This window comes from Thalassospira sp. CH_XMU1458 (assembly GCF_037027205.1).
Lineage (GTDB): Bacteria > Pseudomonadota > Alphaproteobacteria > Rhodospirillales > Thalassospiraceae > Thalassospira > Thalassospira tepidiphila.
Genome location: NZ_JAYMDW010000002.1, coordinates 1105001 through 1117360 on the forward strand (window position 1 = coordinate 1105001; position 12360 = coordinate 1117360).

A 12360-nucleotide genomic window follows, 5' to 3' on the forward strand; every position below is an offset into this window, starting at 1 on the left:
ACGACAACGGCGACTTCAAGTCCCTTGCCACGCAGTTCCTCGGCACGCTGGCTGGCATTTTCATGCACCTTGAAGGCACCAACCTGAACCGAAAATGGCTTGCTGGCATCTGATGCCGGGGCTGCTGGCGCTGGTTCCGGCGTGGTTTCAGCGGTTTCGGCGGCCAGTTCGGATGCCTCTGGCGCGGGTGCCTGTTCAGCGGTTGGCGCAGCCTCGGTCGCAGCACTGTCTTGCGCGCCGTCAATTGCCGGGGCTTCCGGTGCGGCTGGTGCATCGGTGTCGCCAGTTACGTCGCGAATTTCAGGGGCCGCAATCGCCTGTTCTTCCGAACCTGCGGCTTCTGCGGTTTCTTCGGTTTCAGCCACATCCGATGCGGCTTCGCTGCCAGCGGATGCGTCATCCGAAAGTGCCTCGGTACGCTGCGCGATCAGATCGCCGACCGGGTCTTCGCTATCGGCGCTGATTTCCGGTGCAGGTGTAGTTGCTGCCGGCTCGGTTGCCTCAGGCGTGGCATCCGGAATTTCGGTTGGTTCTTCCGGGGCGGAGGCCAGCATTTCGACCTGCGGCTGCTCTGTCTGGGTGGTGCGCGCACCGTCTTCAGAATCCATGAACAAGCCTGCGCCGACCAGCATTCCGGCAAAGAACAAGACAAGGCCGAGCATGCCTGCGCCTGTGACCAGGCCAAGAAGGGTTTTGCGATCCATATCCGCTATCCGTGCATTAAGGTTTTGCCGATCACCGGAGCGTTCTGCCCCACGTGCGCTGCCATCACCATGCCCGTCCCTGCCATATATAAAGGCCGGAAGCGGTGCATCCTTTTGCCCGGCATCCGGATCAGTCTGCGGTTCCGGGGTTGCGCGCAAATCGGGTTTGTTGGTGTTGTCTTCGCCAGCCATGGACTTGGCCATCCTTCACGACATCAAAGTTACCCTGCTTTTGTAACCAACAGCACCTTTATAAAACGCTAAAGCCGTGCACAGATGCAACCAGGCAGCGTGCCAAAGATCGATATGGGTCAATGTGTTTTGGATAAAAAAAGGGGGACTGGTATGAATTCCGGCATTGTCCCGCACAATGATCCGGATACCAGCCCCCTCGAGTGAGAGAGATCGACCTTCGGGGAGAGAGAGTCCCGAAGATAGAAGCCATCAGGCACGCCATGTAGGCCTGATGGCCGGTCACAAACGACGTTGTCGTCTGCATTTGACAAACACAGTCATAGAGCATCGTTTTTGCAATTGCAAACGATTATCACACACATTCGCAGAAAAAATTTCAATGCGTCGAAATCGCGCTCGTAAATCGGGGCTAAGCCCCCCAACCAAAACGAGAATTTCCAGATTTCGGACCGCTTCAAACCGGCTGTGTGCCGCAGCAATCCTATGGAAATCGATAAATAAGGGATTGTGTTCCAAACCAAGCTCTGCTTGGATCAGAACAACTACTCTTGAGAAGTAGAGGTGTGAGCGGGAAAGACGCGAGCCAATATGACCAAAGACAAAAAATAAACTTGGTTTGCTCTGGAGTGACAAAAATGACGGGAGACAAGGCCGCGAAGACGGCTATTGCAGGAGGTGCTACCAGCCTTCTGACGTTACGACGGATTTTGCTCGTAACAGGATTACTGGTTTCAGGTGCAGTGACATGGATGCTTCTTTGGACCGGTGATACCTATCGCAACTTTGCGATTGAAACACTGAACAACTCGGTCAGTGGTACAGTCAATTTCTTTGTCGGGTCGCGTATTGCCACCGACTATGCCGACAAAATTACCCCGATTGCCAATGAATGGTCGCGGCTTGGCAGCCTGGTCAAAAGTTATCAGGAAAATGACCAGACGCGCATGCAAGCCGAACTCAACATCCTTTCGAACGCACGTGAAGTGGTTCAGGGCGATGTGAACCTGATTGCGGCAATTTCCTACGATCAGGAATTCAATCAACTGGCGACGTCCGAAGCCAATCTGGGCGCCAGCGTCACTGATGACGCGGACGTCAAAGCCTATTTGATCGGTCGCGACAAGGCCGAAGCCCGCAAACCGGCAAGCTTTATGTGGGCAACCCCGGACGGACGGCCAGTCTTTAGCCTGATCCTGCCGGTTGGCGGGTTCCGTGCTGTTGGCTTCCTTGAAGTCATCACCGATCCCCTGCCCCAGCTTGCGGGCATTGGCAAGGTTCTTGGCGGCAACTTCCAGATTCTTGATAATTCCGGCAACGTGCTGTTTGAAAGCTTGGAAGCCCCGGCTGAGGCAGAAGCAGAAGCTACCCCGGCAGCAGAGGGAGATGCCGCCACCGAAAATGGCGGAGATGCAGCACCAGAAGCCAGCAATGATGCGCCGGAGCCCGAAACCTCCAAGGCAGGTGACACGCACCGCGCGGCAGTAGAGGTTATGATCAGTGATGGTCGTGGCGGTGTCTGGGCCGAGGCGCGGTTTGATCGCGACGTGTCTGATTTCTATGCCCAGACAGATAGTCTTCGCCTGCTGTCGATCGAGATCCTTGTCGGCGTGCTTCTGGCGGCCTGGATTGTTGGCTGGATCCTATTGCGCACCACGGTTCTGCGCAATCTGCGCGCCTTTGCCGGTGCGATGACGTCAATTTCAAACGGCGACACCAACGTCAATCTGCCCAATGTCGGCAATGACGAAATCGGCGAGATGAAAAAGGCATTGATTGCCTTGCGTGAATCGGTGCGTCAGGCCTTGATCCTGCAAAACATGGTTGAGAATACCCCGACCATGACCGCGATGATCCTGCCTGATGGCAAGCTGAGCTACCTTAACGCCAGTGCGCAAGAATATCTTGGCGGGACAACGGCAACGATTTCGGGTGATTTCCTTAATCTTGGATCAGACTTCCAGGCCAAGCTTGCCAATCCGAACAATCTGCCCTTCACCGAGATCATCCAGACTGATCGCGGTTATCTTGATATCCTTGCCGCCCCGGTCCGCGACAAGGACAATGTCCTTTTGGGCACCATGCTGGCCTGGAACGACGTGTCAGAGCGTGAGGAAAGCAAGATCGCGGTCACTGAACTGATGGCCGAGGTTGCCCGTGTCGCCCAATCCGTGACCGAACAATCCGAAGGATTGCTGAGCCTTGCCAGTGAACTGACAAACCAGTCGGAAAACACGGTCCAGCAATCGGGTGGTGCATTGGATGTCTCGCGCGAGGCGGCATCAAATACCCGCAATGTCGCCACCGCAGTTGAGGAACTTTCATCCTCGATCGCCGAGATCAACCGACAGGCGACCGAGGCTTCCACCGTGACCGGACGGGCACGAGAAGAAGCCGAAGAAAGCCAGCGCAATATCGGATCGCTTGAAAAGGCCAGCTCCGAGATCGGATCGATCATTGATCTGATCAACGACATTGCCCATCGCACCAAGCTTCTGTCGCTTAACGCGACGATTGAAGCCGAACGTGCCGGTGAACTTGGCAAGGGCTTTGCCGTGGTTGCCAACGAGGTCAAATCGCTTGCCGATCAGACAGCAAGTGCAACTGGCCAGATTGGTGACCTGACGGCTGCCATTCAGGAAGAAGTGCAAAAGGCAGCCCATTCGATCAGCACGGTTGGCGAAGTTATTCATCAGGTCAACGATATCCAGTCGACCATCACCCAATCGGTTGATGAACAACGCCGTGCCACCGGTGAGATTTCCGAAAACGTTCAACGCATCGCCGCCGGTGCGGGATCGATGGACGAAATGATCACCTTTGTGAATGACGGCGCACAAAGTACCGGTCGCAGCGCACATGATCTGAACACCGCCAGCCACAACCTTTCGGAAGTGGCGCGCAACCTGTCAGAGAAAATGCGCGAATTTAGCGAGCGGATGAAGCTGACCTGATCGGCTTTGTGATATTTTCCAAAGCAAAGGGCGGCATCCTTAAGGTGCCGCCCTTTGTCATTTCACCAGATATGATCGCGTGATCAGCTTGCCACGGATTTCGAGGCGATTTCATACAAATCGCGCGAGATTTCCGGCTTGGCGAGGATACGGTTGAGTTCGGCCTTCATCTTGTCCGCGCGATCCGCATCGTATTTTGCCCATTTGCCAAGCGGCGCGCAAAGACGTGCGGCAACCTGGGGGTTGATGTCATCAAGCTCGATCAGGCGATCGGCATAGAAGGCGTAACCCGAACCATCCTTGGCATGGAAATGACGCGGATTGCCCATGGCAAATGCTCCGATCAGCGCACGTACCTTGTTGGGATTGCGCATGGTAAAGGCCGGGTGGCTCATCAGATCGTTGATCCGGGCCAGGGTATCATCGCGCGATGACATCGCCTGCAACGAGAACCATTTATCGAGAACAACAGCATCATTGGCAAAGCGTTCCTCGAAATCGGCCAATGCGGTTTCGCGGCCCGGATGATCAAGGTTATTGAGCACCGACAGGGCGGCCATCTGATCGGTCATGTTATCAGCCGTGCCATACTGCGCGACTGCCACATCGGAAAATTCACCCGCCCCGCTTGCCACCAGATAGGCCAAAGCGGTTGCCCGCAAGGCACGCTGCCCCGCCGACGTCGCATCCGGGGTAAAGGCCGCGTTTGAGGCATTCTGGTGATAGGTGTTGGCGAAATCATCCGAAAGGGCTTGGCCGATGCGTTTGCGCAAGGCGGTGCGCACCTGATAGATCGCCTCGGGATTGGCGGGCTTGCGTTGTTCGGACAGGAACGCCTCCCCCGGCAGGACAAGCGCATCGGCACGGAACGCCTTATCAAGGTCTTCATTGGTAAGTGTTGCGCGCATTGCCGCAATAAAGGCATCAACGCGGGCCTGTTCATCGGCAAAGGCGGCATCGACATCGCCACCATTCGCCTCATAGGCGGCAATGGCAGACAACATCAAACGGGTTGCGTATTTCTGCCCAGCTTCCCAGCGATTGAACGCATCGCTGTCATTGCCCATCAGGAAGACAAGTTCGTCATCGGGCTGATCGGTGGTGATGTTAACCGGTGCGGAGAATCCCCTGTTAAAGGACAACACCGGCGCCTCAGTCACACCATCAAAGACGAATTCCTGGCTGGCTTCCGTCAGTTCCACCGTTTTGGCGACCAGATCAGAACCATTCGCGCCCAGAAGCCCGATGGAGATCGGCATATGCAGCGGTTTCTTGTCGGGCTGTCCCGGGGTCGGGTCGGTTTTCTGCGATATGGTCAGACGGTATTGTTTGGCGTCTGCGTCATAGTCGCCCTGCCAGCTGAGTTTCGGCGTGCCGGCCTGCGAATACCAGAGTTTGAGCTGGCTGAAATCGATACCGTTGGCGTCTTCCATCGCCTTGGCAAAATCATCACAGGTCACCGCCTGCCCATCATGGCGGTCAAAGTAAAGGTCGATGCCCTTGCGATAGCCGTCCGGGCCCAGCAACGTATGCATCATGCGGATCAGTTCAGCACCCTTTTCATAGACCGTGGCGGTATAGAAATTGTTGATTTCCATATAGCTGTCCGGGCGTACCGGATGGGCCAGCGGGCCGGCGTCTTCCGGGAACTGGGCGGCGCGGAGCGCGTTGACATCCTTGATGCGCTGTACCGGACGGGAACGCTGATCGGCCGAGAATTCCTGATCACGGAACACGGTCAGACCTTCCTTGAGCGACAGCTGGAACCAATCGCGACAGGTGACACGGTTGCCTGACCAGTTATGGAAATATTCGTGTGCAACAATGGATTCGATACGTTCATAATCGCCATCGGTCGCGGTATCCGGGCGGGCCAGAACGAATTTGGCGTTGAACACATTCAGGCTTTTGTTTTCCATCGCCCCCATATTGAAGTCGGAAACCGCAACGATGTTGAACAGATCGAGATCGTATTCGAGGCCATAGACCTCCTCGTCCCACTTCATCGACCGTTTCAGGCTGTCCATCGCGTAATCGCAGCGATCCTCATTGCCATGTTCGACAAAGATGCGCAGCGCCACATCACGGCCCGACATGGTTTTGAAACTGTCTTCGACACAGGCCAGATCGCCGGCGACAAGCGCAAACAGGTAGGATGGCTTCGGGAACGGATCTTCCCACACGGCAAAATGACGGCCGCCGTCAAGATCACCACTGTCGATCAGGTTGCCATTTGAAAGCAGAACCGGGCAGCTTTCCTTATTCGCATTGATGGTGACGCGATAGGTCGCCATGACGTCCGGGCGATCCGGGAAATAGGTAATGCGTCGGAACCCTTCGGCCTCGCACTGGGTGCAAAACGCACTTTGCGAAACATAAAGGCCTTCAAGCCGGGTGTTGTTGGCTGGCGAAATCTGGGTTTCAAGTTCGGCAATGAAGTTTTGCCCCGGCGCCTTAAAGCGCAGCCCTTCCTGATCAACCGTGAAATCGCTGGACGCCAGGCGGGTTTCATTGAGGGTGACGGAAAGAAGCTTCATATCCTCGCCATGGAGGAAAACCTCGTCCCCCTTTCCGGTACCGCGCACAGGATTCGCAGCCATAAACAGGCGCGATTTGACATTTGTCACGTCACGATCAAGATCAAAAACCAGTTCGACCTTTTCGACAATAAAGTCAGGTTCCTTATAGTCTTCGCGACGAATCTCTTGCGGCTGTTCAGACATTTAAGGGTCCTTTTTTCCTTGGGCTGCGCGGTTTTGGAACGGATTGTATAAAATCGCCAATTTCGCAATACAGTGTGGTGTTTCAGAACTGAATTTCGGTCAGCGATAACACTGATAGGATAAATTTCATTTTTCCTCAAATGCGGAGTTTACGGCGCCGATTTTAATGGGCATACTCTCAAACGGTGGCGCGAGGGGGGCCAAAGTTTCACATTTCGTGGGGCGAGAGTGATCTTTGGTTTCCCTCAACCTTTCTGCCAGTTTTCCAGACAAAACATCTTCTGATGCAGATCGGCGTCCACCGGGTCGCACCCTACCAAAATCAAAAATATCCCATCCTTTTCTCACCTAATAATTTGTGAGTTCCGCTTGAACGGGATAGAATAATTGCGACCTGTCGGGGAATGATAACTTTCAGGGGAAAAATCGCCAATGTCCGAAACGTTCCAGGTTCTGATCGCCGATGACCATCCGCTAGTGCGCGGAGCCCTCAAACAGGCGTTAAGCTCGGAACTGGAAAACGTATCGGTCCTTGAAGCCGGCAGCCTGTATGAAGCCATTGATCAGATCGAAGCCCACAAGGGCGATATCGATCTTGTCCTGCTTGATCTTCATATGCCCGGCATGAACGGCTTTACCGGCCTGTTTACCCTGCGGGCATCCTATCCCGACATTCCGGTTTCCATCGTTTCAGCCAGTCAGGAACTGCCTGTTGTGCGCCGTTCCATCGAATATGGCGCATCGGCCTTTGTCCCGAAATCAGCCCCGGTCGATCAGATCGGCCTTGCGGTCAAGACCGTGCTCGATGGTGGCATGTGGATGCCCGACTGGGCGCGCGAGGCCATGGAAAACGGCCCGGCCGATGACGAAGCCACCGGTTTGGCCGAAAAAATCGGCCAGCTTACCCCGCAACAATTGCGTGTTCTCAACATGCTGACCGAAGGCAAGCTCAACAAGCAGATCGCCTATGAGCTTGATGTCACCGAGGCGACGGTCAAGGCCCATGTATCGGCTATCCTGCGCAAGCTTTCGGTCCATAGCCGTACACAGGCCGTGATAATCGCGCGCGAATTGCAGTTGCAGGAACCGGCAATCGAGGCGTAGGTCACGCCTTCCCCGCACATTCCCTTTCAAGCGAAATCAGGTCTTTATCCCATCGGTTTCAGGATACTTGCCGCTGTGGATTTGATCGAACTTGCCACAGCGTCAATGGCAGCTTTATCTTGCAAGCCGCGCGCAATTGTCAGCCCACCGATCAATATTCCCAAAAACGACCACGCCTTTGCCAAACGCTGATCATCGGGAAACTGCGGTAATCCCTTTGCCACCAGCCCGGCAATCGTCTGCATCTTGCGATCATAGAGTGCGCGGGTTTCACCGTCCGCACGGGTCATTTCCGGCGACAGACTGGTCATTGCGCAACCGCATGCAAGATCTTCGCGATGAGGGCGGCCAAGGTAATAGTCAATAAACGCGTCGGTCCAGCCATCGCCGAACTCACGCTGGAAGCGTGGCACGCCGTCAATCACTTCGTCGAGGCCAAGATCAAGGGCGGCGCGAAATGCACCATCCTTTGAGCCGAAATGGGCATAAAACGCACCCGAAGTGGCATTGGCCGATTTGGCAATACCATCAACCCCGACCCCGGAAAAGCCAAACTCCCGAAAGGCGCGACTTGCAGCGTCGAGAATGTTGCGACGGGTTTCTTCCTTGCGCGTCTGGTTTTTGACCATCTCACCCTCAAAATATATCGGTCGTTATATTTTTAATTGACAACGCTGCAATTGTCGATCACCTATTTAAATAACGATCGTTATATTTTTACCACTTGGATCAACCATCATGACAGATGACGCAAAACTACTTGCAGATCTGACGAAAAGCCCACCTGCCTCGGCACGGGATTTTACGGATCGTCGCAGTTTCTTGAAAAATGCCACCGCAACCCTTGCTGTTGCGGGAACAACCCTTGTCGCACCATCCATCTTGCGCCATTCCCTTGCCGCCCAAACAGAAAGTGAACCCATGTCACAGAACGCCTTCGTCTATACCGAACTGCAAATCTCTGCTCCGTTTGATCAGGTGCCATGGCAGCGCATCAATAATGCGATCAAGGCTCAGCCCGGCTTTATCAACAAAACGTGGCTTTCCGGCGTTGGCAACCTGTCGGCCGGTGGCATCTATGCCTTTGACAGCGTTGTGAATGCGCAGAAATTTGTGACCGGTTATTTTCCGGAAGAGGCCAGAGGTTTTGGCGTTGCGCAAACGACACGCGTGTTTGATGCGGTTGCCACCCGTGAGGCCAGCCTTGATATGAATTCGGCCCATTATGGCGCCAAGTTTGACCAGATCCCGGGCGCATTTGTCTATACCGAGGTGCAACTGCATGTTTTGCCATTCGACAATGGCCCGTGGCGCGATTTCAACCCGATCCTGAAACAACAACCGGGTCTTCTTTCCAAAACCTGGTTGAGCGGCCTTCACACAGGAACGGTCGGTGGCTTCTATGCGTTTGACACAATTGAGAATGCCAAACGCTTTGCCATCGATTACTTCCCGACCGAGACCAAGGCCTTGAATGCGGCGTTTTACACCCGCGTGTTTGATGCCGATGCGACAAAGACAGCCAGTATCGACATGGCATCGCCATTCTACGCATAAGTTCCCTTTCATCCTTGAAAACTTTGGCGCATCATCCCTTGGCTGGTGCGCCAATCCGCTCATGCTACGTCTGGAACAACCAAGCCAGCCAGGGCGTTATCACATCAGCTCCTGCCGCATGCACCCTGCCCGGCAGACCATAGCCGGAGAAGATGCATGAACGACCCCGTTGCGACGGAAAGTGCGAACGCCCCTAACGCCAAGGCAGGCCAAGCCGCCAATGCGCGTGCGCGGGTGTACCGCCGGGCACGCACGATTTCAGTGATCGGCACATTTGTGGTTTTGGCGTTGGGCTGTCTTTACGTCGCGCAAAGTCTTTTGCTGCCGGTTGTTCTGGCGTTTTTGCTGTCGCTTGTGTTTTCGCCCGTTGTCCGCACCTTTGCGAAATTCTACATCCCCAATGCCGTTACGGCCTTTGCCATTGTTCTGACACTCAGCGCGACTGTGATTGCCGGGATTTATGGCCTGAGCGGCCCGGTATCGGGCTGGATTGATGAAGCGCCCAACATCGAACGCCAATTGCGCCTGCGCCTTGCCGATCTTAGCGAACCGCTTGATAAACTCCGCGAAGCCCAAAAGCAGGTCTCCGAGGCCACCGATCAGAATAATGGCGATGAAGACGTTCAAAGGGTCGTTGTTGCCGAACCCAACCTGATCAGCCAGGCCGCCCAAGGCGCACCTGATATTCTGGCGGGCATTGCGCTGATGCTTGTTTTGTTGCTGTTTATCCTGTCAGGCGGTGATCGCATTTATCAGAAACTGATCCGCTCGCTTCCGACCTTTGGCGACCGGCGCAAGGGATTACGTATTGCCCATGACGTGGAACGTGAAGTTTCGCGCTATCTTGCGACGATTACCGCAATCAACATCTTGCTTGGCATCGTGATCGGGACCCTGATGGCGATTATCGGCCTGCCCAACCCTGTTCTTTGGGGGATCGCGGCGGCGGTGCTGAATTATGTGCCAATCCTTGGGGCGATGACCGGTGTGGTGATTGTTGGCGTGGTGTCGCTTGTGTCGATGCAAACCACCGGACAGGCCCTGATTGCGCCGGCACTTTACCTGGCCTGCACGGTGATTGAAGGCCAATTGATCACGCCAATGCTTATTGGCAACCGGCTTAAAATCAACTCGGTCGCGATTGTGCTTGCCATTGCACTGTGGGGCTGGCTGTGGGGCTTTGTCGGCATTCTGGTTGCCGTCCCGCTTCTGATCGTTGCCAGCGTCATTTCCAATCACGTCGAAGGCCTGGGCGGGCTTCGCGAACTGCTGGGCCCGCATGTAAAAGCACCGTGAAGGGTAGCGAACATTCTTCTGACACGCGCAAAATGCCTTCCAAGTCTGTCAGCCCAAAAAAAGCGCCCCTCATGCCTACCAAAAGTTGAACATTGCCCGAGGCGCGTAAATCAGCTAGAAATATCCGTGGTATAGCTACTCTTACGCGGGGGAAACGGGGTGGACACCTTACCAAAGTTGAGGTCGATCATTTGCGCGGCAATCGCCGGGGGCATTCAGTTAGCGGGCATCGCATCCGCAGCAGAGGAAAACTGGTCAGGATTTTATGGTGGCCTTGCGCTCGGTGGCGCCTATGGGCAATCAAACCCCGATACCGTTACTGAACTCGGCCCCTATTTCACCGGTGACGACCACGAAGTAATGAAACCATCCCTGCAAAAAAACATCAGTGGCTCCGCTCTTACCGGATCCGTTTTGGCAGGATACGAGCGCACGCGTGGTCGGATGGTCTACGGGATTGAAACCGATATATCGGCAATGGATTATTCCGAAACATCTGCAGCCGGACCAGTCCGCTTCAACACAGCGGCGGTCGACTTCAATGTCCGCACAACTGTCGAAACCAACTTCGCGTTCAGCATACGACCCAAAATCGGTTACACCTTTGACAATTGGACGCTGCACGCCGCCGCAGGACCATCGATCGGCTATTTCAATTATGAATTCCGTTACAATGATACCAATGACAGCAGCACAAACAGCGATTTCAACAAAAGCACGCTGGCATTAGGGATTTCTTCCTCCGTTGGTGCATCCTACAATCTGAATGATGGGTGGTCTTTGCGCGGTGATTACGTGCTGAACTACTATCCAGAGGTTATTGATGAACGCCAAAACTTTGTTCGAAATAACGGCACCTCAGATTTCAATGCCTCCATCGATCATCAGGTTGATTTCCAGTCTCACAACCTGCGCATCGCACTGATCAAGCGTTTCTGATCCAACCGACGGACTGTGTCATTGTTTTCTTAAAGGGATTCTGACACCCTTCAACCATGTCGCAGGATCACGTTCGCATTCTTTCCCATGATTGTCTGGGTGTTGAAGCCGTCATGGCCGAAACACGCCATTCCTTTGCCAAACACACGCATGAGGCGTTTGGCATCGGCTTCATGTATTCCGGTGCGCAAAAATCCGCCTCCGGGCGCGGCATGGTCGAGGCCGGGGCTGGCAACATTATCACGGTCAATCCCCGCGAAGTGCATGATGGCCATCCGATTGGCGATGCTCCGCGCGGCTGGAACATGCTCTATTTCGCCCCGGACCTGATCGCACATGCGGCAAGTGACCTTTCCGAAACCGCAACCGATCAGTATGAATTCACCCGCCCCGTGCTGGAAAGCCCCACCGCCCGCCACTGCTTTGGCGCATTATTCGATGCCATCACCAACGGATCGGAAGAAAGCGCACGGCTCCGGCGTGAAGAAATGCTGCTAATGATGCTCCATCACGCCATGATCGGCCCCGGTGAACCCACCCCGAAATCAAACGCCCGCACCGCCGTTGCCCATGCCCGGATCAAGCGCGCCAAGGCGTTGCTTGATGACAGCCCGACACACAGCCACAGCCTTGATGACCTTGCCGACGCAACGGGCTTAAGCAAGTTTCAGACGCTTCGCGATTTTACACGTGTGACGGGCCTCACGCCGCACGCCTATCTGATCCAGCGGCGCATTGATCTGGCGCGTGCCATGATCAAATCCGGCGATACCCTTGCCGATATCGCAAGTGCCGCGGGCTTTGCCGATCAAAGCCATCTGAACCGCCACTTTGTCCGTGCCTTTGGCCTGACACCGGGCCGCTATGCCCGCGCCTTTCGCGGAAACTGAG

Annotated in this window: 10 protein-coding genes (1 of these 10 running past the window's edge); 6 read left to right on the top strand and 4 right to left on the bottom strand. The window is 54.9% G+C overall.

The genetic code is table 11. The features are described 5' to 3' along the window. On the bottom strand, nt 1-896 hold the 5' portion of the coding sequence (locus WBY09_RS12585; protein ID WP_336232867.1) for an SPOR domain-containing protein. The gene continues 157 nt to the left of window position 1, outside the view; 896 of the gene's 1053 nt are visible here — the first part of the coding sequence; its start codon is at nt 894-896; its stop codon lies off the left edge, out of view. Between the two features lie 752 nt (nt 897-1648). Between WBY09_RS12585 and WBY09_RS12590 the strand changes: the two genes are divergently transcribed. Then, nucleotides 1649-3850 (top strand): methyl-accepting chemotaxis protein, encoded by a 2202-nt coding sequence (locus WBY09_RS12590; RefSeq protein ID WP_336232868.1) that lies wholly within the window; start codon nt 1649-1651, stop codon nt 3848-3850. A gap of 83 nt (nt 3851-3933) precedes the next feature. Here the strand turns inward: WBY09_RS12590 and pepN are convergent, their stop codons facing one another. Beyond that, nucleotides 3934-6573: an aminopeptidase N gene (pepN, locus tag WBY09_RS12595; protein WP_336232870.1), complete on the bottom strand. Its 2640-nt coding sequence runs from the start codon at nt 6571-6573 to the stop codon at nt 3934-3936. Between the two features lie 432 nt (nt 6574-7005). Here pepN and WBY09_RS12600 point away from each other — a divergent pair, with 432 nt between their 5' ends. Further along, complete coding sequence (locus tag WBY09_RS12600) at nt 7006-7677, top strand: response regulator (protein ID WP_064782527.1); 672 nt, start codon at nt 7006-7008, stop codon at nt 7675-7677. Nucleotides 7678-7721: 44 nt separating this feature from the next. Here WBY09_RS12600 and WBY09_RS12605 read toward each other — a convergent pair whose 3' ends face one another. Both WBY09_RS12605 and WBY09_RS12610 read right to left on the bottom strand, forming a co-directional pair. Beyond that, on the bottom strand, nt 7722-8306 hold the full coding sequence (locus tag WBY09_RS12605; RefSeq protein ID WP_336232872.1) for a TetR/AcrR family transcriptional regulator: 585 nt from the start codon (nt 8304-8306) through the stop codon (nt 7722-7724). A gap of 66 nt (nt 8307-8372) precedes the next feature. Then, nucleotides 8373-8600, bottom strand: a complete 228-nt coding sequence (locus WBY09_RS12610) for a hypothetical protein (protein WP_336232874.1) — start codon at nt 8598-8600, stop codon at nt 8373-8375. On the opposite strand from WBY09_RS12610, the gene WBY09_RS12615 reads away from it, so the two are divergent. From WBY09_RS12615 to WBY09_RS12630, 4 genes are all read left to right on the top strand, one after another. Beyond that, entirely contained in the window at nt 8500-9234 is a 735-nt protein-coding gene (locus WBY09_RS12615; RefSeq protein WP_443082661.1) for a YdhR family protein, read from the top strand. The two genes, WBY09_RS12610 and WBY09_RS12615, sit on opposite strands and share 101 nt — an antisense overlap. Before the next feature lie 156 nt (nt 9235-9390). Further along, on the top strand, nt 9391-10530 hold the full coding sequence (locus WBY09_RS12620; RefSeq protein ID WP_336232877.1) for an AI-2E family transporter: 1140 nt from the start codon (nt 9391-9393) through the stop codon (nt 10528-10530). Nucleotides 10531-10689: 159 nt separating this feature from the next. After that, the gene (locus tag WBY09_RS12625; protein ID WP_336232879.1) at nt 10690-11469 is read left to right on the top strand and encodes an outer membrane protein; all 780 of its coding nucleotides are present in this window, start codon (nt 10690-10692) and stop codon (nt 11467-11469) included. Between the two features lie 56 nt (nt 11470-11525). Continuing rightward, nucleotides 11526-12359 carry an AraC family transcriptional regulator gene (locus tag WBY09_RS12630; RefSeq protein ID WP_336232881.1) on the top strand — a complete coding sequence of 278 codons (834 nt, stop codon included), beginning with the start codon at nt 11526-11528 and terminating at the stop codon, nt 12357-12359. Nucleotide 12360: the final 1 nt, after the last annotated feature.

Excerpts from the sequence above, each read along its gene's own strand:
- WBY09_RS12590 (WP_336232868.1), top strand. The coding sequence starts at position 1,649 with ATGCTTCTTTGGACCGGTGATACCTATCGCAACTTTGCGATTGAAACA.
- WBY09_RS12610 (WP_336232874.1), bottom strand. The coding sequence starts at position 8,600 with ATGGGTTCACTTTCTGTTTGGGCGGCAAGGGAATGGCGCAAGATGGAT.
- WBY09_RS12600 (WP_064782527.1), top strand. The coding sequence starts at position 7,006 with ATGTCCGAAACGTTCCAGGTTCTGATCGCCGATGACCATCCGCTAGTG.
- WBY09_RS12630 (WP_336232881.1), top strand. The coding sequence starts at position 11,526 with ATGTCGCAGGATCACGTTCGCATTCTTTCCCATGATTGTCTGGGTGTT.
- pepN (WP_336232870.1), bottom strand. The coding sequence starts at position 6,573 with ATGTCTGAACAGCCGCAAGAGATTCGTCGCGAAGACTATAAGGAACCT.
- WBY09_RS12605 (WP_336232872.1), bottom strand. The coding sequence starts at position 8,306 with ATGGTCAAAAACCAGACGCGCAAGGAAGAAACCCGTCGCAACATTCTC.
- WBY09_RS12620 (WP_336232877.1), top strand. The coding sequence starts at position 9,391 with ATGAACGACCCCGTTGCGACGGAAAGTGCGAACGCCCCTAACGCCAAG.